21 protein-coding genes and 1 pseudogene are annotated in these 20,595 nt (G+C 73.5%); 10 read left to right on the top strand and 12 right to left on the bottom strand.

Annotated features, from left to right (window positions below):
* Positions 1-67 precede the first annotated feature (67 nt).
* Positions 68-643 (bottom strand): DUF2231 domain-containing protein, encoded by a 576-nt coding sequence (locus AB0D44_RS16750; protein WP_362590763.1) that lies wholly within the window; start codon positions 641-643, stop codon positions 68-70.
* A 210-nt stretch (positions 644-853) separates the two neighbouring features.
* On the opposite strand from AB0D44_RS16750, the gene AB0D44_RS16745 reads away from it, so the two are divergent.
* Positions 854-1,354, top strand: coding sequence for a hemerythrin domain-containing protein (locus tag AB0D44_RS16745; RefSeq protein WP_362590760.1), 501 nt, complete (start codon positions 854-856; stop codon positions 1,352-1,354).
* 48 nt (positions 1,355-1,402) lie between these two features.
* On the opposite strand, the gene AB0D44_RS16740 is transcribed toward AB0D44_RS16745, so the two are convergent.
* Positions 1,403-2,410 carry a glutathione S-transferase C-terminal domain-containing protein gene (locus tag AB0D44_RS16740; protein ID WP_362590757.1) on the bottom strand — a complete coding sequence of 336 codons (1,008 nt, stop codon included), beginning with the start codon at positions 2,408-2,410 and terminating at the stop codon, positions 1,403-1,405.
* 52 nt (positions 2,411-2,462) lie between these two features.
* Entirely contained in the window at positions 2,463-4,079 is a 1,617-nt protein-coding gene (locus AB0D44_RS16735) for a phospholipase D family protein (protein WP_362590754.1), read from the bottom strand.
* 213 nt (positions 4,080-4,292) lie between these two features.
* Here AB0D44_RS16735 and AB0D44_RS16730 point away from each other — a divergent pair, with 213 nt between their 5' ends.
* The gene (locus AB0D44_RS16730) at positions 4,293-5,075 is read left to right on the top strand and encodes a ribonuclease BN (RefSeq protein WP_362590783.1); all 783 of its coding nucleotides are present in this window, start codon (positions 4,293-4,295) and stop codon (positions 5,073-5,075) included.
* Between the two features lie 62 nt (positions 5,076-5,137).
* Here AB0D44_RS16730 and AB0D44_RS16725 read toward each other — a convergent pair whose 3' ends face one another.
* Positions 5,138-5,806 carry an HAD family hydrolase gene (locus AB0D44_RS16725; RefSeq protein ID WP_362590752.1) on the bottom strand — a complete coding sequence of 223 codons (669 nt, stop codon included), beginning with the start codon at positions 5,804-5,806 and terminating at the stop codon, positions 5,138-5,140.
* 344 nt (positions 5,807-6,150) lie between these two features.
* Here AB0D44_RS16725 and AB0D44_RS16720 point away from each other — a divergent pair, with 344 nt between their 5' ends.
* Genes AB0D44_RS16720 through AB0D44_RS16710 form a run of 3 tightly spaced genes read left to right on the top strand, consistent with a single transcriptional unit; the run spans position 6,151 to position 7,831 of the window.
* Positions 6,151-6,807: a nucleotidyltransferase family protein gene (locus AB0D44_RS16720; RefSeq protein ID WP_362590750.1), complete on the top strand. Its 657-nt coding sequence runs from the start codon at positions 6,151-6,153 to the stop codon at positions 6,805-6,807.
* A complete protein-coding gene (locus AB0D44_RS16715) occupies positions 6,804-7,058 on the top strand; it encodes a hypothetical protein (RefSeq protein WP_362590747.1) in 255 nt (84 codons plus the stop codon). The genes AB0D44_RS16720 and AB0D44_RS16715 overlap by 4 nt, the downstream gene beginning before the upstream one ends.
* Entirely contained in the window at positions 7,055-7,831 is a 777-nt protein-coding gene (locus AB0D44_RS16710) for a metallophosphoesterase (protein ID WP_362590744.1), read from the top strand. Before AB0D44_RS16715 ends, AB0D44_RS16710 begins: the two co-directional genes overlap by 4 nt.
* A 289-nt stretch (positions 7,832-8,120) precedes the next feature.
* Here AB0D44_RS16710 and AB0D44_RS16705 read toward each other — a convergent pair whose 3' ends face one another.
* Positions 8,121-8,360 carry a DUF6213 family protein gene (locus AB0D44_RS16705; RefSeq protein WP_362590741.1) on the bottom strand — a complete coding sequence of 80 codons (240 nt, stop codon included), beginning with the start codon at positions 8,358-8,360 and terminating at the stop codon, positions 8,121-8,123.
* 32 nt (positions 8,361-8,392) lie between these two features.
* Positions 8,393-8,815, bottom strand: a complete 423-nt coding sequence (locus tag AB0D44_RS16700) for a CBS domain-containing protein (RefSeq protein WP_362590739.1) — start codon at positions 8,813-8,815, stop codon at positions 8,393-8,395.
* A gap of 196 nt (positions 8,816-9,011) precedes the next feature.
* Here AB0D44_RS16700 and AB0D44_RS16695 point away from each other — a divergent pair, with 196 nt between their 5' ends.
* Positions 9,012-9,185 carry a CsbD family protein gene (locus AB0D44_RS16695; protein WP_362590736.1) on the top strand — a complete coding sequence of 58 codons (174 nt, stop codon included), beginning with the start codon at positions 9,012-9,014 and terminating at the stop codon, positions 9,183-9,185.
* A gap of 173 nt (positions 9,186-9,358) precedes the next feature.
* Here the strand turns inward: AB0D44_RS16695 and AB0D44_RS16690 are convergent, their stop codons facing one another.
* From AB0D44_RS16690 to AB0D44_RS16680, 3 genes are all read right to left on the bottom strand, one after another.
* On the bottom strand, positions 9,359-9,919 hold the full coding sequence (locus tag AB0D44_RS16690) for a type 1 glutamine amidotransferase domain-containing protein (RefSeq protein ID WP_362590733.1): 561 nt from the start codon (positions 9,917-9,919) through the stop codon (positions 9,359-9,361).
* 53 nt (positions 9,920-9,972) lie between these two features.
* A complete protein-coding gene (locus AB0D44_RS16685; RefSeq protein WP_362590730.1) occupies positions 9,973-11,220 on the bottom strand; it encodes a cytochrome P450 in 1,248 nt (415 codons plus the stop codon).
* 128 nt (positions 11,221-11,348) lie between these two features.
* The gene (locus AB0D44_RS16680) at positions 11,349-11,927 is read right to left on the bottom strand and encodes a CGNR zinc finger domain-containing protein (RefSeq protein WP_362590727.1); all 579 of its coding nucleotides are present in this window, start codon (positions 11,925-11,927) and stop codon (positions 11,349-11,351) included.
* A 78-nt stretch (positions 11,928-12,005) separates the two neighbouring features.
* Between AB0D44_RS16680 and AB0D44_RS16675 the strand changes: the two genes are divergently transcribed.
* Complete coding sequence (locus AB0D44_RS16675) at positions 12,006-13,259, top strand: MFS transporter (RefSeq protein ID WP_362590724.1); 1,254 nt, start codon at positions 12,006-12,008, stop codon at positions 13,257-13,259.
* Between the two features lie 41 nt (positions 13,260-13,300).
* Here the strand turns inward: AB0D44_RS16675 and AB0D44_RS16670 are convergent, their stop codons facing one another.
* Positions 13,301-13,813: an EF-hand domain-containing protein gene (locus AB0D44_RS16670; protein WP_362590721.1), complete on the bottom strand. Its 513-nt coding sequence runs from the start codon at positions 13,811-13,813 to the stop codon at positions 13,301-13,303.
* Positions 13,814-14,006: 193 nt separating this feature from the next.
* Between AB0D44_RS16670 and AB0D44_RS16665 the strand changes: the two genes are divergently transcribed.
* Positions 14,007-14,711 carry an intradiol ring-cleavage dioxygenase gene (locus AB0D44_RS16665; protein WP_362590718.1) on the top strand — a complete coding sequence of 235 codons (705 nt, stop codon included), beginning with the start codon at positions 14,007-14,009 and terminating at the stop codon, positions 14,709-14,711.
* A 200-nt stretch (positions 14,712-14,911) separates the two neighbouring features.
* On the opposite strand, the gene AB0D44_RS16660 is transcribed toward AB0D44_RS16665, so the two are convergent.
* A complete protein-coding gene (locus AB0D44_RS16660) occupies positions 14,912-15,595 on the bottom strand; it encodes a DUF4232 domain-containing protein (RefSeq protein WP_362590715.1) in 684 nt (227 codons plus the stop codon).
* 255 nt (positions 15,596-15,850) lie between these two features.
* Between AB0D44_RS16660 and AB0D44_RS16655 the strand changes: the two genes are divergently transcribed.
* A complete protein-coding gene (locus tag AB0D44_RS16655; RefSeq protein ID WP_362590712.1) occupies positions 15,851-16,570 on the top strand; it encodes a class E sortase in 720 nt (239 codons plus the stop codon).
* 141 nt (positions 16,571-16,711) lie between these two features.
* Positions 16,712-17,524: pseudogene (locus AB0D44_RS16650) on the top strand (tryptophan 2,3-dioxygenase family protein); the annotation flags it as partial.
* 326 nt (positions 17,525-17,850) lie between these two features.
* Here AB0D44_RS16650 and AB0D44_RS16645 read toward each other — a convergent pair.
* Entirely contained in the window at positions 17,851-20,388 is a 2,538-nt protein-coding gene (locus AB0D44_RS16645; RefSeq protein ID WP_362590709.1) for an FtsX-like permease family protein, read from the bottom strand.
* Between the last annotated feature and the right edge of the window lie 207 nt (positions 20,389-20,595).

Below are 20,595 nucleotides of genomic sequence, written 5' to 3'. Positions count from 1 at the left end.
GAACCGGCGGCCGGCCGGCGCGGCGGGCGCGGCCGCCGGGGCCGCCGGGGCCGCCGGGGCCGCGGCGCTAAGCGCCGGGGAGGGCTCCGATCGCCTGCCGGTAGGCCACATGGCCGCCCAGCGCCCCGCTGACGGCGACCGCGGTCATCCCGGCCCACGACCACAGCCTGCCCTTCAGGGGGCGTCCGCACAGGCGGGCCGTCAGGGACGCCGCGTAGCAGCCGACCGCGGCCACGTTCGACACGGCGTGCACCAGGCCCACCCGCGCCTGCTCGGGCGGCAGGTCGGCCCAGTCCACCCAGCCGGCGACGGCGGCCGGAGCCACACCCGCCAGTCCGACGGCCGTCAGGGTCGTCGCCGCGCGCTGAGCGCCCGGTACGACGTCCAGCACCGCGGCCGAGAGCCAGCACCCGATCGGCACCTGCACGAGCACGGGATGGAGGGGATGGCCCAGCGGCCGGCCCCGCAGCAGCACGCGGGCTTCACCCAGCGGGACCGCCCGGATCCCCCTCCGCAGGACCCGGATGGCCGGATCGGCCGCTGTGCTCCGTTCGATGCGGTCCAGGGTGGTCAGCCACCACGCAGACGCGGCGTCCAGGAGCGGGGTGGCCTTGGCGGGAGTGGCGAGAGCGTGTGCGTCCATACATGTCGCCTACCCGGCCAGGGGCCGTCCTCCCACGTTGCCGTGGGCCGAATGGCCCGGACGGCCGGTGACGGGCCGCGCCCCGCATGATCGGGCCCGGCCGGGGCAGCCGCTCCCTGTGCCGATGCGCCCGCGCAGGACGGCAGCGTGCAGCGGGGCCCCTCGGGGAAGGGGCCCGCGCAGTGGGACCCGATCGAGGAGACGAGTGGTATGGCAGGCGAGGCGAAGGACCGGGACGTGGTCGAGGTGATCCTGGAGGACCACCGCACCATGGAGGAGCTCTTCCGCCGCATGCGGAGCGTCGAGGACGACCGCGCGGCAGCACTGGAGGAGTTCTCGGCCCTGCTCATCGCGCACGGCGAGGCGGAGGAATCCGAGGTGTACGGAGCGCTCAAGCGCTTCAAGGGCGTCGACAACGAGGAAGTGGAGCACGGCGAGGAGGAACACGCCGCGGGCAACGAGTCACTGCTGGCACTGCTGGAAGTGGACGAGGTCGGCTCCGAGGAGTGGGACGCACGGCTGGAGGACCTGGTCAAGGCGGTCTCCCACCACGTGGACGAGGAAGAGCGGACCATCCTGAACGGTGCCCGGGAAAGCGTTCCCGACGAGCGCCGTGCCGAACTGGGCGCCGCCTTCCTGCGGGAACGCGAGAGGCAGCTGGCGTCCGGCTGTGGCCGCATCGAGAACGTCCGCAGGATCGTGGGCGGCTGACGGCGCGAGCGAGCCGGGGCCGCGGCCCGCCGCCCGGGCGGCGGGCCTTCAGGACAGCGGGTTGTGGCCGGCCGGTACGGCTTCCCCCGACGCCACGGGTCCGGGTGCCGTGCCGTTGCCGAAGGGGCGTCCGCCCAGGGCGGCGCGGCCGTGCGGCTCGAGCCAGGCCGACGCATCGGGGCCGGCCGGCACGATGCCCGTCGGGTTGATGTCGGTGTGCACCAGGTAGTAGTGCCGCTTGATGTGGTCGAAGTCGACGGTGTCGCCGAAGCCGGGCGTCTGGAACAGGTCCCGTGCATACGCCCAGAGCACCGGCATCTCGCTCAGCTTGTGCCGGTTGCACTTGAAGTGGCCGTGGTAGACGGCGTCGAAGCGCACGAGCGTGGTGAACAGCCGTACGTCCGCTTCGGTGAGGGTGTCGCCGACGAGGTAGCGGGACCGTGCCAGCCGCGAGGACAGCCAGTCCAGCCGGGCGAACAGCCGCGCGTACGCGTCGGCGTACGCCTCCTGGCTGCCGGCGAACCCGGCTTCATAGACGGCGTTGTTGACGTCGCGGTACACCACTTCGTTCACGGCGTCGATGTGCGGCCGCAGTGCGGTCGGATAGAGGTCCGGCGAGCCGGGGCGGTGGTACGGCGTCCACTCCAGGGACATGTCGAGCGTGATCCGGGGGAAGTCGTTGGTCACCACCTTCCCGCTCGGGACGTCCACGACGGCCGGCACCGTGATGCCCCGGTCGTAGCCGGGATGGCGGGCGAGGTAGGCCTCCCGGAGCCGCTCGATGCCGAGCACCGGGTCGCGCCCGCCGGGATCGAGGTCGAAGGACCAGCTGCGCTCGTCGTGCACGGGTCCGGCGACGGCCATCGGGAGGGCCCGTTCCAGTCCGAGCAGCCGCCGTACGATCACCGCCCGGCTCGCCCACGGGCAGGCTCTGCTGACCACCAGGCGGTAGCGGCCGGGCTCCACGCGGTAGCCGTCGCGCCCGTCGGCCGTGATCCGGGTGGTGATGTACCGGCTGTCGCGGGAGTACCCCTTGCCGGGGCTGACGTAGCTCACTTCCGGCGCCTACCCGGATCGGGGCCTCGTACGGCGCTCGGGGAGCCTGCTTTCAGAACGCGTTGCGGCGCCGCAGTCGCAGCGGGCGTCCGTCCGGGTCGACCAGGACGTGGTGCAGCGGGGTCGCGAGCACCCGCTTCACCGCTGGCAGATCGGGCGGGGCGTACCGGCGCAGCCGGCCCGGCGGCCGGCTGCCGCGGCAGCCGCCCTCGTGCCAGGCGTCCAGGGAGGCGGCGGTCTCCGCGAAGGCGTCGAACGCCGCGACGGGGTCGCACAGGGCGTCCTGGTCCCGCCGCTCCGGCCCGTCGGGTGCGTCCAGGTGTTCGCGCATGAGTTCCAGGCGCAGCTCGCGGGCGAAGACGCGCGCGCCGTCGCCGAGCCCTGCGGGATCGGCCGGCTCCCGCAGGTCGGGGTTCTGGTCGAGCACGACGCAGCTGAGTTCCGAATCGTGCGTCCACGAGCGCAGGTTGATGTTGTCGGAGCCCACGGAGGCCCACGTGTCGTCGATCACGCACACCTTGGCGTGCACGTAGACGGGGGTTCCGGCAGGGTTCTCCAGGCCGTACACCGCCACGCGGTCACCGCCGGCGCGGCGCAGTTCGTCCAGGGCCGTGATCCTCCCGATGAGGTTCATGGCCAGGGTGAGCCGGCCGTCCTGCTCCGGGACCGAGGGGATGACGGCGATCAGGCGCAGCTGTCGGTGGGTGCGCAGCGCCCGGGCGAAGCAGTCCACCACGCGGGGGGACCACAGGTACTGGTCCTCGAGGTAGATCAGCGTCCGGGCCCGCCGCAGTGCTTTGAGGTATCCCCGTGCGATGCTGCGCTCGCCGTCGGGTGCGAAGGGGTAGCCGGACAGCAGGCGGTTCGGATAGGTGCGCAGCACCTGCACGGTGTGCGTGCCGCAGGGGGCCGGATCGGCTGTCTGGGGCGGCAGGCGGTCCGCCCTGCTGTCCTCCCGGCGCAGCCGCTCCTGCAGGCGGGTGAGGGGGCTGCGGCTGAGCGGCGCCGGGTCCTGCCAGCGTTCGCGGAAGACGGCCTCGACGTCGCCGACGACCGGTCCCCGCAGGGCGAGCTGGACGTCGTGCCATGGCGGGTGCGGCCCGTACGCGGCCGCCATGGGGACCGACTGGCGGTCGCCGCGGTGGGCGGCGTCGTCGCGGCGGTTGTGGCAGAGGTCGATGCCGCCGACGTACGCGACGTCCAGCTCCGGGCGGCCGGGGTGGCGCAGGACCACCATCTTCTGGTGGTGTGAGCCGCCGGGCCGCACCCGCAGGTCGAGCAGGCACTCCCCGCCGGCCCCTTCGATCTCCTCGCCGAGGTGGCGGTTCTCCTGTTCGCTGAACTGGAGGCCGTCCAGGTGCGAGCGCCACAGCAGGCCCTTGACGATGACACCGCGCTCCGCCGCCCGGCACAGGACCGTGCCGATCTCGGTGCCCGGTCCGTCCAGCCGCTCGTCGGGGTCGCCGCGCCAGTCGGTGAACAGGAGCAGGTCTCCCGCGTGCATCGCGCGTATGCCCGCCAGAAGCTCCGCGAAGTACGCGGCGCCGTGGACCAGGGGCTGGGCCCGGTTGCCGTCCGACCAGGCCTGTCCTCCGGGGTGCCGCTCGTCCAGGCGCGTCGCGGGGTTTCCCCGTTCGGCCGCTGTCAGCAGCCAGTCTGCGCACTTCACGGCACCGGTCCTCCTCCTGACGCCCACCCACCCCCCTACCCCCCGCCCGGACCCTCACGCGCCCGCCACCCCTCGCGCGCCACCTCCCGCGCGCCGTCCGCCGCCTGCCGCCCGGGCCCGGCGCGCGTTGTGGCGACGGTGGCGGGGCGGTCCTACCGTGGAGGCAGCACCGGAACGACGGAGCGCGCCATGCGGCTGTCTCTCTTCGGGCGGATGCGCAGCGTGATCCGCCGTTTGCGGGCCGGGCGCCGGTGGCGGCGGGTCAGCGAGGTGGGGCTGTGGCAGCGGTCGCTGGGGTTCGCGGCGCTGGGTTTCCTCACGCTGGTGCCGCTGCTGATCGTCGTGTCCGCGGCGGACGCGGCGGGTGTCAGGGGGTTCGCGCAGTGGCTGAGCGACGGGCTCGGCGTCTCGGCGGACGCCCGAGCGGAGATCGAGCGGCTGTTCGCCCTGCCCGGCCAGGTCTGGCGGACCACGACGGCCTTCAGCCTGGCCGTGCTGGCCGTGTTCGGGCTCTCCTTCGGCACGGTCCTGCAGAGCGGCTACGAGAAGGTCTGGGACCTGCCCCCCGCCCGCTGGTGGGCGCGCTGGCGGCACGTGGTGTGGCTGGCCGTGCTCGTCGGGGTCCTCTACCTGTCCGCGATCACCCCGCTGTGGCGCGAGCACCCCGCCCGCGGGGTGGTCACGCTGCTGGGCGGCACCCTGTTCTTCTGCTGGTCGCAGCGACTGCTGCTCGGCGGCCGCGTCCGCTGGGCCGCACTGCTGCCCGGGGCGGCGCTCACCATGCTGGGGCTGCTCGCCCTGCGGGCCTTCTCCCGGCTCGTCTTCTCCCCGCTGATCGCCTCCGGCGCCGTGGCCTACGGACCGGTCGGGACGGTCCTCGTGATCCAGTCCTGGCTCGTGGGCGTGGGCGTGGTCGTGTTCGGCGGTGCGCTGGCCGGCCGGCTCTTCCACGACGAACGGCAGCGCCTGGCGCACGTGGTGCGCCGGCGCCGGTGAGGCGCGGAATCCCGCGGCCGGGCCATGGTCATCGACGTGCGGTGGTCGCCCCCGGGCCGTGGCTATCGCTGCCCGTCCGCGAACGGGCTGCGGTCGAGGGCGTCCAGCAAGTCGGCCGGGTGGCCGTACACCGCGCGCGCCCCCGCCTCCTCGAGGTCGCTGCGGGGGATCCCGCCGCTCAGCAGGCCCACGCAGGTCACCTCGGCGCGGATGCCCGCCTTCATGTCCCACACCGTGTCGCCGACGAATACGGAGTCACGCGCGGCCGCGTCGGCGAGGCCGAGGGCGCGGTGCACCGGCTCCGGGTCCGGTTTGCCCTCGCTGACGTCGTCGGAGCTGGTGGCTGCGGTGATGGCCTCATCGGCGCCGATGGCCCTCCTCAGCGCCTCGAGCTCGGCACCACTCGCAGACGTCACCAGGACCACCTTCCAGCTCCGGCGATCGAGCTCGCGCAGCAGCTCGCCGGCCGAGTCGAGGCTGGGCAGCCGGTCGAAGTACGTGCCGTAGAGCGTGTCGTGCGCCGCGCTGATCATGTCGTCCTCGTCCGTGTCGCGGTCCTCTCCCAGGAGGTGGGCGAGCAGGTCCTCGCCCGGCAGGCCGATCGCGCGGTGGATGTCGTGCATCGCCACCCGGTGGCCGGCCTGCCGCAGCGCCTCCCACCAGCAGGCGACGTGCAGGTGGTTGGTGTCCGCGAGGGTTCCGTCGACGTCGAACAGCGCGGCACGGTTCATCTCCGCCTCCAGGACGAGTCCGTGACCGGTCGGCCGCGAAAGCGGTCGCTCCCGGCAGTGGTGCCGGTGCCGGAGCAGATCACGGGAGGGATCACGGGAGAGCTCATGGGACAGATCGCAGGAGGGATCGCGGGAGGGATCACGCTGAACGCCTACCCTCCCGGCTCCCGCCCACTCCCCCTGCATGTGCCACCCCCACCGCACCCACGGGGTTTCGGAGGGTGCGGAAACGGTTAGGCGTCAGCCATGACGGCCCGAGGTCCTGCAGGGCCCTCGCCCGTCCCGAGCAGGTTCGCGTTCCCCGTACGTGCGGGCGTTGTCGCCGTGAGTGAGCGAGGCCCCCGATGACCAGTCGTCACCCCCTCCTTCAGCCGGGCGGCCTCCCTCCCCCGGAAGGCCTCAGCCCCCCGGCCCTCTCCGACGGTCAGCTGCCCAAGGACCACACGCAGGCGATCCTGGAGGTCACCAAGCACGTGGCAGCGCTCCTCAAGCAGTCCGGACAGCCGTTCGCGCTCGCCGGCAGCGTGGCCGCGTTCGCCCACGGGGTGCCGGCCCGATTCCAGCACGACACGGACTTCTGCGTCCGGCACGAGGACGCCGAGGCCGTCATCCAGGCGCTGGAGGCCGGCGGCATCGCCATGCGCAGGGCCCCGGAAGACTGGCTGGTCAAGGGCAGCACCGGCGGGGAGGAGATCGATCTGATCTTCGAACTCGCCCGGAAGCCGGTCAGCACGGAGCTCCTCGACCGGGCGGCGGTGAAGGCCGTGGACTCGGTGTGGATGCCGGTCCTCTCGCCCACCGACCTCATGGACAGCCGCCTGGCGGCCCTGTGCGAGCACTACTGCGACTTCGGCGACCTGCTGCCCATGGCCCGGATGCTGAGGGAGCAGATCGACTGGGACGGCCTCGACCGGGCCCACCGGGCCGACCCCCTGGCCGACGCGTTCCTGTACCTCCTGGAACGGCTCCGCGTCATCGACCCCCGCGAGGCGACGTCATGACTTCCGGCGACAACATCGAGTACCGCGTGGAGCACCTGCGCGAGCGCCTGGCGCGCGAGGACATCTCCGAACTCGGCGTACGGATCGAGGTGCGCGGCGCCGGGGCGTTGATCTGGGGGAACGTCTCCGGGGCGGACACCCGGGCGGCCGTCCTGCGGATCGCGGCGGAGGAGCTGGCGGGCGTGCGCTGGCAGGAGGACCTGACCGTGAACCGCGTGGGCCCTCCCGACCACGCCGAGGAGCTCTCGTGATCCGCGTCGCCGCCGTGGGGGACATCCACCTCGGCCCCGGCAGCGCCGGCATGCTGCGCCCGGCCTTCGACACCCTCGGAGACTGCGCCGACCTGCTGCTGCTGGCCGGCGACCTCACCCGGCACGGCACTCCCGAGGAGGCCCGGGTCGTGGCGCGGGAGGTGGCCGGGCTGCCGGTGCCCGTGGTCGCCGTCCTCGGCAACCACGACTACCAGAGCGATCAGCAGGACCTCGTCGTCCGGGAACTGGCCGAGGAGGGCGTGCGCGTCCTGGAGGGCGAGGGCGTGCTCCTCGACATCGGCGGTACGCGGGTCGGTGTCGCGGGGACCAAGGGGTTCTGCGGCGGCTTCGCCGGGCGCAGCGCGAGCGAGTTCGGCGAACCGGAGATGAAGGCGTTCATCCGGTACACCCGGAGCTGCGCGGAAGGCCTGGGCCGGGCGCTGCGCGAGCTGCGCGACGAAGGCAGTGTGCTGCGGATCGCGCTGACGCACTTCTCCCCGGTGCCGGACACACTGGCGGGCGAGCCGCTGGAGATCTATCCCTTCCTCGGGAGCTACCTCCTGGCGGAGGCCGTGGACGAGGCCGGTGCCGACCTCGCCGTCCACGGCCACGCCCACCTCGGCACGGAACACGGCATCACGGCGGGCGGGGTGAGGGTGCGCAACGTCGCCATGCCCGTCATCGACCGCGCCTTCGCGTTGTACCACCTCTCCCCCCACGACGGCTCGGCCGTGGACGCCGGCGGCCACGCGAGGCGGCCCGAAGGGCCGTGACGTGGTCCACGACTGGGACGGCGGGGGAAAGGCGACAGACAGCGGGGGATGATCGCCGGGCAGGGCGTCGTACGACCGGCCCGGCTCGGAAGACCGAGGTGAGCGCCTTATGGAGTGGATGACAGAGCCTGGACCGCAGGGCCCGGCGCCGGTGCCGGAGCGGCCGGATCCGGTCCCCCGCGATCCCCAGCCCGCCGACCCCGACGAACAGCCGCCCCCGCCTCCCCCGACACCGCCCGAGCCGTCCCCGAGCGAGCGGCCCGCGGTACCGGAGCCGCCCGATTGAGGGTCAGCCGTGGGCTTCGTCCTGGACCGGCATGAACGCGATGCACTCCACGTCGATCTGGTCGGCGAGCTCCATCAGCACGCCGGCCAGGCCGAGGGTCGTTCCGGGATCGAGCTCGGCCTCTCCCGAGTACACCGAGTGCAGCCACCCCGAGGCGAGGTTCCGCAGGAGGGAGGTGACCTCGTCGGCGGGGATCAGCAGCCGGCCGCCCGGCAGGGAGATGAGGGGCACTGACGCGTTCACGGCGGTCTCCTTCACTGCGCCCGGTGGTGGCCTCAGCTGTCGGGCTCGGCGGCCGCGATGGCGGCGAGGGCCGACCCGGGATCCCGCTCCACCGCGAGATCGCCCAGGGTGACGACGCCGACGAGCTCGCCGTCCTCGGTTTGCACGGGCAGGCGCCGCAGGGCGTGCCGGCGCATGAGGTCCATGGCCTGGTCGACGCCGTCGCCGGGCTTGACCGTGACGGGGTCGGTGCTGCAGATCGCCTGCACCGTCGTCTCGGCGGGGTCCCGGTTCTCGGCCATGGCGCGTATGACGAGGTCACGGTCGGTCAGGATGCCGCGCAGCCGGCCATCGTCGACGACGAGGACGTCGCCGATGTCGGCGTCCCGCATCACCCGTGCCGCCTCCGCCAGCGATGTCAGCTTCTCGACGGTCACCGGCTTTTCCGTCATCACCTCGTGGACCCGTCGGGTCATGACTCCTCCCGCTGCTGGAAGGTTCGTGCCGGGCGCCTACCCGTCACGGCGATCAGTAAGCACCCCCTCCCAGTAAGCACCCGCTGCGCCGGCCCCGCCCGCCGGGCCCTCGGTCGGGCCGGCGAGTTTGGCAGGTCGGGAACGGGTTAGACGCTGCGCAGAACCGATTCCGAGTGCCGAGCGAGGGGAGTGCATCGTGTCGGGCGAAGAGAAGGTGCGGGCCAAGAAGGAACAGGCCAGGGGCAAGGCCAAGGAAGCCATGGGCCGGGCCGTCGGCAACGAGCGGCTCACCGCGAAGGGCCGCGCGGAGCAGGTCAAGGGCGATGTGCGCGACGCCAAGGAGAAGATCAAGGACACCCTGAAGGACTAGCGGAGCGCGTCTCCCGCTTCCTTGGTATCCCGGTTCCCCCGAGTACCCGGTATCCCGGTGTCCCGGCATCCGTGCAGAAGGCCGCCTCCGGACGCTGTCCGGAGGCGGCCTTCTGTCCTGTCCGGAGGCGGAGCCTTCTGCCTCGCCGGCTTCTGCCGCGCTGTGGGCCCTGATCAGGGGCGCGCCGCCGAAGAACTCCGGCTTTCGGCGAACTCCCGCGCGAAGACGGCGCAGAACGCGTCCAGGTCAGCCGGTTTGCGGCTGGTGACGAGCGTCGCGGGCGCCGCGTGGCAGACCACGACTTCGTCGTTCACCCAAGTGCCGCCCGCGTTGCGGATGTCGGTGGCGAGACTCGGCCACGACGTCAGCGTCCGGCCCCGTACGACATCCGCCTCCACCAGGGTCCACGGCGCGTGGCAGATCGCCGCGACCGGCTTGCCGGCCTCGAAGAAGCTGCGTACGAACCCTACGGCCCGCTCGTTCATGCGCAGGGCGTCGGGGTTGGCCACTCCGCCGGGCAGGACGAGCGCGTCGAAGGCGTCCGAGGTGTCGCCGGCGAGTACGTGGTCCACGGGATAGGTACCGGCCTTGTCGAAGTGCTGGAACGCCTGCACCCGGCCGGGCGCCGTCGAGACCAGCTGCGGGACCCAGCCGTTCTCCTCGGCCGCCTTCCAGGGTGCGGTGAGTTCGATCTCCTCCACGCCCTCGGGCGCGGTCAGGAACGCGATGCGCACGGCGCTCACTTCCTTCCTTCGTTGGCAGGGATGGGACGGTGGGGCAGGGTGACTCATCGGAAGCTCAGGGACACGGGTGCGATCTCCATGACGAATCCGCTGCGCGGCCGGGTGGGGATCCGGCTCAGCGGGATGGACAGGTCCTGTTGCGGTACGGCGAAGTCGCTCTGGGCGAGGGCCGAGGAGAGGGTGGCGAGCAGGGCCAGGGTGATGTCCTCGCCCGGGCACCGGTGGCCGGTACGGGCGTCTCCGCCGCCCTGGGGGATGAGTTCGGCGGGGCCCGGTTCATGGCCCAGGAAGCGTGCCGGGGTGAAGTGGTACGGCCCCGCCCACAGGTCGGGGTCGTGGTGGTGCCCGTACACGTCGAGGAGCACGAGGGTCCCGGCCGGAACCCGGTCACCGGCGTAGGTGAGGTCGCGGGCGGCGAGGCCCGCGAGGAACGGCACGAAGGGGTAGAAGCGGCGTACTTCGTGGGCGAACGCGCGGGCGTGGGCGGGACCGTCGGCGCGCAGCTGCTCGCGCTGGCCGGGGTGGCGGTGCAGAGCGTGTGCGGCGAAGGCGGCGAACCAGGCGATGGCGACCGTCGGCCGGATGATGTTGAGGAGTTCGACAGCGGCCGTGTGCGGATCGAGGAGGGCGCCGTCCGGCTCGCGGTGCAGGGCGACCGTCTCCAGTACCGTCCCGCGCACCGGGCGCGGTGCGCGGGCGCGGACGCCGGTGACGGCGGCCATGAGGGCCTGCTCCTGGCGGTGGCGGGCGCGGCGGGCCCGGAGGTGCCGGGAGCCGGCGGTCGCGAAGCCGTCGACCATGGCCACGCAGTCCGCGGCGATCTCACGGGCGGCGCCGTCCCGGACCGGCATGCCCGCCCAGTCGCAGATCGCCTCCGCGAGCAGGGTGGCCACTTCGTCGAAGAGCACCACCTCGCGGCCCTCCCAGCCGGTCACGGCTTCGCGCCAGCCGCTCTCGACGCGCTTGGTCAGGCCGCCGATGCCCTCCGGGGACATGAGCAGTGACACCAGCAGCTGCTTGCGCGCCCGGTGGTCTTCACCGTCCAGGGTGTGCACCGCTCCCCTGCCGAAAAGGGTGTCGAGCACCGGCGGCGGCACGGCGCCGTGCCGCCGGACGTGTTTCTCGTCGTAGAAGAAGGCGACGGCCTCGGGGCCGTGCATCAGGACCGCCGGCCGCCCCATCAGGCGGGTGTGGACCACCGGCGCGCCGTCGTGCGCTCGGCGCAGGTCCGGGGCCCACGCGTAGCCGTGGGCCAGCAAGGACAGGGTGCTGTCGACGAGGTGACCGGACATGCCTGGCGCCTACCCGGGCCCGTGGCGCCCATTCGGGCGGACTCGACGGCCGCCACGCACCGCCGCCGGCCCCGCACGGGTCGTGAGGGATCACGGGGAACCGCGCCCGCAGGCTCCGCGTTGCGGGGTCACCCGGCCGCCTCCTTGCGGGCGCGGAAGGCCGCCGCTTTGGTGCGGTTCTGGCAGGCCGTGGAGCAGAACTGGCGGGCCGCGTTGCGGGACGTGTCGACGTACACGCGGTCGCAGCGGTCGGCCCGGCACACGCCCAGCCGGCCCGTCAGGCCGCCACCCACCGCCAGAGCGAGCCCGGTGGCGCAGCCGGCGCTGCAGCCTGCCGCGAAGGTGTCGTGCGCGCCGTGGAAGTGCATCTGCCAGGCCCCGCCGCCGGCCCGGTCCAGGCGCGGCCGGGCACCGGTGTCGCGCAGCAGGCCGTTCACGGTGTCGGCGGCGGTGTCCAGCCTGCCGTCCTGCACGGCCTGGAAGACCTCGCGCATCCGCCGTGCCGCCTCGACCAGGTAGTCCGCCTGGGCGGCGTCGATCGTGCGCGGCAGTGATGCCGCGGTGCGGGACACCGCGGCGTCGATCGCTTCCGGCAGGTCGGCTCCGCGGGGCGCGATGTGGGCGCGGCCGCGCGCTTCGCCGTCGGTCAACGCGTTCACGAGCGATACGGCCTGATCCAGCAGCACCGCGACGTGACTGTCGAACATCACTTGACCAGTCACTCCTTCCTGGTTAACGTCCGTGACTGACATTACTGGATTCGACAGTTACGTGAGAGGGTGGCGATGCCGCGGATCGTATGGCTGCTGGTGGCAGCGCGGGCGATCAACCGGCTCGGCGCCTTCTCCTTGCCCTTCCTGACGGTCCTGATCAGCACCGACTTCGGCGCGAGCGCCACGACCGCGGGTCTGCTCTCGGCGGCCTTCGGCCTCGCGACGATTCCGTCCCGGCTCGCCGGCGGCCGCCTGGCGGCCCGCCTCGGCAGGCGCCGCACGATCGTGCTCGGCCTCACCGGGTGCGCCCTGGCCCAGCTGGGCATCGCCGCCGCCGGGTCGCTGGCCGCGGTGGCGGTCTTCGCGATCCTGCTCGGCCTGGCCTTCGAGCTGTACGAGCCCCCGAGCCAGGCGATGATCGCCGACGCCGTCGGTCCCGCCGAGCGCGTGCGTGCGTACAGCCTGCTCAACGCCGCGCTCGCCGCAGGCGGCACGGGCGCCGGCCTGATCGCGGCGGCTCTGGGCCGGTGGGACCTGCGCTGGCTGTTCGTCGTCGACGCGCTCACCTGCCTCGTCTGCGCCCTGACGCTCCGCCTCGTGCTGCCCGCCGACCACCGTCGCCGTCCGGCCGTCCGCCCCGGCCGCGCCGACGAACCCGCCGACCGGGGCGGACCCGGTGATCGCGTGCGCCCCTGGCGGGACCGCGCACTGGTGGCCATGTTCGCCTCGGGCACCGTCTTCGCCCTCGTCTCCATGCAGATCACGATGGCGCTGCCGCTGACCCTCGCCCGCCGCGGCCTCGAGCCCGCCGACGCCGGACTGCTGTTCACCGCCTCGGCCGTGACGGTCATCGCAGCCCAACCCGCCCTGCGCCTGCGCCGCCTCGCCGCGCTCTGCGACGCAGCCGCCCTCACCCTCGGCCACGTCCTGCTGGCGATCGGCCTGGCCGGCTACGCCGTGGCGCGCACCCTGCCCGAGTTCCTGATGGCAACCGCCGTCTGGAGCCTCGGCGACGTGCTCGTACTGGGCCGGGTCTTCAGCGTCGTGGCGGACCTGGCGCCGCCCGGCGGCGCCGACCGCTACCTCGCCTCGTACGGCATCAGCTGGGGCATCGCCACGGTCGCCGCCCCGGTCACCGCCACGCAGATGCTCGAACACGCGGGGGTGGCCGCCCTGTGGGCCGGCACGGCCGGACTCTGCCTCGTCCTCGCGGCCGCCCAACTCCTCGTGGTCACACCGCTCATCAACGGTACGGAGCGGCCGAAACCGGCCCCGGACACCCCGCCCGGCCGGCGTCTGGAGCCGCTGGACGGCGCAGGCGCATAGGTGCGGCGCAGGGGTACCGGGCTCATAGGGGGCCTGGAGGGTCAGCCGCGCGCACCCGTGTGCAGGGCCAGCGCCATGGGAGAAGATCCGCCGGTGACGAAGGCGCGGATCTGTGCCAGGTAGGCGTCCCGGTCGATACGCCCGTCCCCGTCCGCGTCCAGCGCCTCGAAGGCCTCGCGGGCGTGGTCGGCTGGGTTGCCCAGGGCGTGGCGCAGCCGGGTGAACTCCGCCTGGTCCAGGTGTCCGTCGCCGTCGGTGTCGGCCAGGTCGAACAGCGAGCCCAGGGCCGGCCGGCACACCTCGTCGAAGGCGCGCTCGCCCGCCCACGCCTCGTACTCCGCGAAGGTCACCTGCCCGTCCCCGTCCGCGTCCATCGACTCGAAGACCTTCTCGTGCGTGGTGCGAGCGACCGAGAGCAGCGCGTCGTCGCCGCCCCGGCCCAGGGCCGCCGCCGCGCGTTCGGGCCGGGCCAGGTACTCCTGGCGGGAGATGGACCCGTCGCCGTCCACGTCCAGCATCGTGAAGATGTGCCGCTTCGCCGTGATGGTGTTCACTCGGACCGCCTCCTGTGCCGAGGGCAGCGGCTGCCGCCCCTCACCCGCTGAACGATCACCGGGACACCAGGTCACTGCCACCGGCGCAGCCCGATCCCCACGGGTCCCGGTGTGTCGGTGCCGACCGTGAACGCCGCCGTCCGGCACGGTGGGGCACAGGGACGGGGACCCAGGGCACCTGTGAGGGGTTCGCATGGCCGAGAACGACACCTCCCGGACCAGTCGTCGTGCCGTACTTCTGGCCGCCGGCTCGGCCGGGGCCGCCGTGCTGGCCGCGGCCTGCTCCGGCGCAGCCGGTACCCGGGGTCCGGCCGGGCAGCCGCCGGCCCCGCCGTCCCGGCCGTCGGCCCAAGGCAGCACCCCGGCCTGCGTCCTCACCCCCGAAGCCGGCGCGGGCCCGTACTACCTGGACCTGGACCGGGTCCGGTCGGACATCACCGACGGCCGGGACGGAGTGCCGTTGCGGCTGGACCTGACGGTGGTCCGGGCGTCAGCGGGCTGCCGGCCGCTCGCGGCGGCCACCGTCGACGTGTGGCACGCCGACGCCTCGGGCACCTACTCCACCGGCAAGGACACCTTCCTGCGCGGCATCCAGGTCACCGACGGAGCCGGCCGATGCGTGTTCCGCACGATCGTGCCCGGCTGGTACGCGGGGCTGGCACCGCACATCCACTTCAAGGTGCGCCCCGACACCCGCACCGAGACGACCTCCCAGTTCTTCTTCCCCGAGGACCTCCTGCTGGAGGTGTACGCGCGCCGGCCCTACGCCCGCCGCCGGGCACCGGAGCACCCCAACCAGAGGGACGACCGCTACCGGGCCACCGGCGGCGCCATGACACTGGCCCTGTCCCCCGACGGCGACGGCTACCGCGCCGCGCACACCGTGGGAATCGCCTGAGCCACACAGCGGTACGGCGTGCGGGAGGCGGACTTCGACGGAGCCGTCGCCGAACAGGCCGGGGTCGACGCCCCGTACACCGCTCTGGAGCGCGGCCCGCGAGCAGGCCCCGCACGGCTTCGGACCGGGCGGGGCGCTGGGCGCAGGTTCGGTGCCGGGCCGGGCTGCTGGCCCCGCCGGTCGTCAGAGGGCTTCGGCCGTCAGGAGGGCTTGGTCGGTGAGAACGCCGTGACGGTCGCCTTGTCGTCGCATTCGGCGAAGACCCCGTCGTCCATGGCGATCTGGTGCGAGCCCGCGCCGGGCACGCCCACTACGAGCGTGGGGAAGCTGGACGGCGTGGCGCCGGACACGCAGTAGCCGTCGGCCTCGCCCTGGACGTTGACGAAGGTGAGCTTGGTCCAGGCCCGGGCGCCGGGGGCCAGGGACACCGTGGCGGCCGAGCCGCTGTGCGTGAGGGCGAGCGGGACGTTCTTGTCGGGCGAGCCGTGGCCGGCTCCGGCGACCGTCGGGAATCCGCGGAGCGTGCACGGCTTCGTCGAGATGTTGGTGACGGAGACGATGGCGGCTCCCGTTCCCGTACCCGGCGGCCGGACATCGGCCTGCTGGGCTTCGGAGACCTTGACCTGGTCGATCGTGCAGGCCTTCGTTCCGCCGCCCGAGCCGCCACCGGTGCCTCCGCCGGTGCCGCCACCCGTGCCGCCCCCGCCGGAGGACGGGCCACCGGTGGGGGTGGGCTTCGGCGCCTCCGAGGCTGCGGGCGGTGCCGACGGGGCGGGGATCGCGCCGTCGTCGCCGGCGGGTGTGCAGCCCGCCGTCAGGGCGGCTACGGCCACCGCCGTCACCAGCGCCGCCGTGGTCCGGCCGAGGCCTGCTGTGTACTGCATGAGCGCTCCCGAGGTTCACGACCGGTCCCACACCGGCACCCGCCGCGGGACACGGCTCCGCGCCCCGCTCGGGTTCCGCAGGCCGCAGCGCTGTGGCGGTTCCGTGACGCGACCATGACGTACGTACCCACGCGGTCGGTCCGGGAGGCCGGGGGGCTTATGGACTGCTTGCTCCGTATGTCACCCTGTCCGCACCCCCCTACGGCCCGCCTCCCCGAGCCGGCCGACCGCCCCCACCCCCCACGGAATGCGCCCATGCCCCTGTCGTACCCGCCCCGAGTGATGTCCGCCGCACTCGCCGCCACCGTGACCGCCCTGCTGGCAGCCTGCGCACCCGAGGCCGCCGCCGGTCCGGCGCACCCAGGTCGGCCGGCAGCGGCGCCCGTCCAGGCCCCGGCCGCCCCCGCCGCGGCCTCCCCGTCGGCCACGGCCGCGCCGGCGGCCTCCCCGGCCGCCACCGCGGTGCCCCTGGCCTCCACGCTGTCCATACCCTCGGCGGGCGTCTCCGGGCTGCGCGTGGTCCCGTACGAGGGCACCACCGACGACGCGGCCGGTACGCGCATCCAGGACCTCGGCGTGGCCGCCAGCCCGTACGGGGAGCAGGGCGGGGTCGGGCCCGGACAGGTGGGGAACTTCCTGGTCACCGCGCACCGGCTGTCGGCGGGCGGGCCGCTGCGCGACCTGCCGTCGCTGAAGAACGGCGACACCGTGCTCGTGACGGTGGGTGACACGGTTCACACCTACGAGATCGTGGCGACCCGGAAGACGTCCTTCCGGTCGGAGCGCTCGCTGACCGAACAGCGCGCCGCGGTGCCCGGCCTGCCCGGGACGCCCCCCACCCAGGCCATGATCACCCTCTCCACCTGCGCCACTCCTGAGGACCACGCGGAGGGGAACTACTGGAGCGACGCCCAGGGCAACCCCGAGCACCGCATCGACAAGATAGGAATCCTCCGCAAGACCTCCTCGGGCTGAACGGACCCACGGCGCGGCGTGCACGGGCGCTCCTGTCAAGCCACGAACATCCGAGACATGCGGTGAAGTCCCTCGATCAGGCGTACTGGCATTCCCTGCCTCACCACAGCAGCGTGAGGTCCCGCCGGATCGAGGAGACGCATGACGATGCATTCTGACGGAATTCGCCTGGCCGGCACGCTCACGGACGAGGTGCGGCGCACCGGAAAGCATTTCCTGGCGACATCCCTCCTGCGCCAGCTCAGTGGCATGCGGTGCCGCCACGCCGTGGACAGTCCTTTTCTCCGGGCCTTTCTCGACTGCCTGCTCGACAAGTACGAGGGGCGCTTTGGAAATCGGACGTACCTTTCACTTCCGCTGCTGGAACTGATCCTGGTCGAATCCGAGGACGCGCTCCACCCGAACCGGATGGCCACCCTGCTCATGGCCGACGTCGTACGCCACGAGGTGCGGGCAGCGGCCCGGCCGGGGGGATCCGCGGACCGGGATCCGCCCGATCCTGTGACCCTGCGCAAGCGCCTGCGCCACACCCTGCGGTTCGTGGCGCAGGACCACGCCGGGCTGACCGCCGACGAGCTGACTTCCCCGGCGCCCACGGAGGTGATCGTCGCTCTCCTCCCCCGGCTCACGCCCGATGTCGGCCGCTGGTTCGACGTGACGGTCCAGCCCGTCTACGTCCTGCACGACGAATACTTCTTCATCCGCTCCCTGCAGGCCCACGAAATGCTGTTCACGGCGATCGCGACCGACATCGAGGCCGCGATAGCGGCACTGCGCGACGGCCGTCCGAAAGCGGCGGCGGTGCGCGTGGACCGGGCAGCCGGCGCGTTCGACCGGGCCGCGGCGCTGTTCCGCATCGTCGCCACGATGCGGCCCGGTCATTTCTCCGCGTTCCGGCAGTTCACCCAGGGCGCCAGCGCCCTCCAGTCCGAACAGTACAAGCGGTTCGAAATCCTGTGCAGCGTTCCGCCCGCCCCGCGGCTGCGGTCGACGGCCTTCACGAGTGTTCCGGCCGTACGGGCCGAGGCGGAGCGATCGGATCATGTCACGGTGGTGGGTGCGTACCACGGCCTGCGCGGCGCGGGTCGTTTCGGCCCGGACGAGTGGAATCTCCTCGACGCGTCACTCGGCCGGCTGGAAGAGCGGCACCAGCGCTGGAAGTCCACCCACCGGAGCCTCGCCGCGCGCATGCTCGGGGACGCGCACGGATCGGGTTACACCGATGGCGTCCCCTACCTGACCCGGTGTCTGGACAACCGCCTCTTCCCGCAGCCCGGCGATCACTGCGCCGCCGTCGCGGCGGGAATGTCCACGCGGGCGGCCCTGCGGGCCGGCCAGAGCGAGGCGAGCAGCGCGCCTGCCAGCGCGATGAGCACGCCCAGGGCGAGGCGCCCCCAGGGGAGGACCAACGTGTAGCCGGCGACGTTCTCCTGGAGGGTGCGGCCGAGCGCCCAGCCCAGGAAGACGCCCAGGGCCGTGCCGAGGGTCGCGCCGAGCCCGCCGAGCAGCAGGGCCTCCAGGCGGATCATCCGGCTCACTCCGGCCCGGTCGACACCGAGGGCGCGCAGCGTGCCGATCTCCTTGCGCCGTTCGAGGACGGACATCGCGAGGGTGTTGGCGATCCCCAGCGCGGCGATGGCCAGGGCCATGCTCAGCAGGGCGTGGAAGACGTTGAGCTGGTCGCCGATCGAGCCGCTGTCCCGGGCTCGGACGCCCGCCTCGTCGAGGACGGCCAGCGCCGGGTTGTCGCCGAGGGCGCGGGTGATGCCGGCGAGCGGGGCCGGGCCGGGGCCGCCGTCCGTGGCGACCAGGATCGCGTCGGTGTGCGGGGCGGAGTCGTAGCGGGCGACAAGGGAGTCGGGTGCCGTGATGCTGGGCAGCAGGTTGCTCTGCTCGTCCGCCCGGTAGACGGCGCCGATGGTGACGCTGCCGTGCTGGTCCTCGTGGCGCTGCAGGGGGAGGGTCTGGCCGACGTGCCAGCCGGCCGCCTCCGCCTTGAAGTCGGCCACGGCGATCTGGCCCTCGGCCAGGCAGTCGAGAGAGCCCTCGACCACGTCGTACCGCAGCAGTCGGCCGATGGTGGCGGGGTCGACTCCGGTCAGCACGGAGGGGGTGCCGGCCAGGCGGTATTCGGTGGACTGGTTGAGCGGGCTGTATACGGCGCCGGGGAGCCGGCGGAGGGGCTCCGCCGTGGCGGGGGTCATGCCCGAGCCGCCCTCGGCGGGCTTCACCAGGTAGTCGGCGGTGAAGTCGTGGGTGGTCGCACGGTCCAGGTAGCGGGCGGCGGAGGCCCCGAGGACGGACAGTCCCGAGGCGAGGGTGAGGGCGATGGCGAGCGCGGCGGCGGTGGCGCCGGTGCGGCGCGGGTCACGCACGGTGTTGCGGGCCGCGAGGTCCCCGTACACCGGGTGGAGACGGGTCAGAAGCGGCCGGAGCAGGGCCGTGAACGGCCGTGACAGCAGGGGGATGGAGGACATCGCGCCGGTGACGGTGAGGGCAGCGCCCAGCGCGATGACGGTCCGGGCGTCCCGTCCGGAGGTGAGGGCCCCGTACACCGTGGCGGCGGTGCCCGTGAGGACGAGGGCTGCGCTGATGCCGCTGCGCAGGGTACCGGCGCGCGCCGGCGGTGCGGGTTCGGCGGCGCTGAGTGCGGCGACGGGCGGGATGGCCATGGCCCGGCGGATCGGGAGCCAGGCGGCGGCCATCGGCAGGGCGGTGCCGACCAGCAGGGACGTGATCACGGTGCCCGGGGTGAGGACGAGCGGGGCGGCCGGGGTGTCGGCGGGGGCGAAGAGCGTTCGGAGCAGGGCGGCGACCCCGGTGCCGGCGGCGAGGCCCGCCACGGAGGCACCCGCGCCGACCAGGAGGGATTCGGTCAGCAGGATGCGGCGCACCTGGGTGCGCGAGGCGCCGACGGCCCGCATCAGGGCCAGCTCCCTGGTGCGCCGGGCGACGAGCATGGTGAAGGTGTTGGAGATGAGGAAGGTCGCGACGAACAGGGCGACCGCGGCGAAGCCCAGCAGGATCTGGCTCATGGTGTCGCTGTCGCTGGTCGCGAGGTTGGCCTGGATCCGGGCGAGCTGGGCCCCGGTGGCCGCGCCGGCTCCCTCGGGCAGGGCCGATTCGACGCGGCCGAGGAGCTGCTGCACGTCGGTGCCGGGTGCCGCGGTGAGTTCGATGTTCTGGTAGCGGCCGGGCTGGAGGAACAGGCGCTGGGCGGTGTCGTTGCCGAACAGTGCGAGGCTGCCCCCGGTGGACCGGGTGGTCCCGTCGGTACGGAAGGTGCCGCTCAAGGTGTAGGAGGCGGCGCCCTGGCGGGTGCCGACGCGCACGGTGTCGCCGACGCGGTAGCCACCCTTCGCGGCGGTGGTCTCGTCGAGGGCGATCGTGTCGTTGCCGGTCGGGCCGGAACCCCGGGTGAAGTGGTAGGCGGGGTCCTTGCCGTCCGCTCCCGGGGCGAAGTTGCCACCCCGGTGGGAGGGGCCGTGACCGATCAGCCGGCCGTCGCGGCCGGCGACGGCGGCGAATCCGTCGACCCGGCCCGTGGCGGCGGCGACGCCGGGGACCTTGGCGAGGGTGGTTGCGGCGCCGGCGTCGATGCCGGCCGGTCCGGGGCCGGCGACCCGGGAGTTCTCCGGGAAGACGCTGACGGCGATGCGCTCGTAGCCGTCGGTCACCCGGGCGGTGGCGGCACGGTGCAGGCTGTCGCCGTAGACGAGGCTGCCGGAGACGAACGTGACGCCGAGCATGACGGCGAACGCGGTCATGAACAGCCGGGCCTTGTGCGCGAGCACGTTGCGCAGGGCGGTACGGAACATGGGGATGCGGATCCTGGGAGGAGTCGGGCTCGGCGGATGCGAACCGGTGGCTGGGGGCTGGGTGCCGGGGGCTGGGCGCCCGAGTGGCGGCGGGGCCGGGTGGCGGCGGGGCCTGGGTCGGGTGGCCACGGGGCCGGGTCGCCAGGGGACCGCGGCCAGGTGGCCGCGGGGCCAGGTGGCCGCGGGGCCAGGTGGCCGCGGGGCCAG

This window comes from Streptomyces sp. NPDC048349, from assembly GCF_040651925.1.
GTDB lineage: Bacteria > Actinomycetota > Actinomycetes > Streptomycetales > Streptomycetaceae > Streptomyces.
Note: the sequence above shows the minus strand (reverse complement) of the source record. Positions and strands in the feature narration are given on the sequence as shown.

Bases quoted from the DNA above. Each gene is read 5' to 3' on its own strand.
- AB0D44_RS16725 (WP_362590752.1), bottom strand. From the start codon at position 5,806: ATGAACCGTGCCGCGCTGTTCGACGTCGACGGAACCCTCGCGGACACC.
- AB0D44_RS16645 (WP_362590709.1), bottom strand. From the start codon at position 20,388: ATGTTCCGTACCGCCCTGCGCAACGTGCTCGCGCACAAGGCCCGGCTG.
- AB0D44_RS16730 (WP_362590783.1), top strand. From the start codon at position 4,293: ATGCGCAGCGTGATCCGCCGTTTGCGGGCCGGGCGCCGGTGGCGGCGG.
- AB0D44_RS16680 (WP_362590727.1), bottom strand. From the start codon at position 11,927: ATGTTCGACAGTCACGTCGCGGTGCTGCTGGATCAGGCCGTATCGCTC.
- AB0D44_RS16700 (WP_362590739.1), bottom strand. From the start codon at position 8,815: ATGACCCGACGGGTCCACGAGGTGATGACGGAAAAGCCGGTGACCGTC.
- AB0D44_RS16675 (WP_362590724.1), top strand. From the start codon at position 12,006: ATGCCGCGGATCGTATGGCTGCTGGTGGCAGCGCGGGCGATCAACCGG.
- AB0D44_RS16660 (WP_362590715.1), bottom strand. From the start codon at position 15,595: ATGCAGTACACAGCAGGCCTCGGCCGGACCACGGCGGCGCTGGTGACG.
- AB0D44_RS16655 (WP_362590712.1), top strand. From the start codon at position 15,851: ATGCCCCTGTCGTACCCGCCCCGAGTGATGTCCGCCGCACTCGCCGCC.
- AB0D44_RS16745 (WP_362590760.1), top strand. From the start codon at position 854: ATGGCAGGCGAGGCGAAGGACCGGGACGTGGTCGAGGTGATCCTGGAG.
- AB0D44_RS16720 (WP_362590750.1), top strand. From the start codon at position 6,151: ATGACCAGTCGTCACCCCCTCCTTCAGCCGGGCGGCCTCCCTCCCCCG.
- AB0D44_RS16665 (WP_362590718.1), top strand. From the start codon at position 14,007: ATGGCCGAGAACGACACCTCCCGGACCAGTCGTCGTGCCGTACTTCTG.
- AB0D44_RS16750 (WP_362590763.1), bottom strand. From the start codon at position 643: ATGGACGCACACGCTCTCGCCACTCCCGCCAAGGCCACCCCGCTCCTG.
- AB0D44_RS16685 (WP_362590730.1), bottom strand. From the start codon at position 11,220: ATGTCCGGTCACCTCGTCGACAGCACCCTGTCCTTGCTGGCCCACGGC.
- AB0D44_RS16715 (WP_362590747.1), top strand. From the start codon at position 6,804: ATGACTTCCGGCGACAACATCGAGTACCGCGTGGAGCACCTGCGCGAG.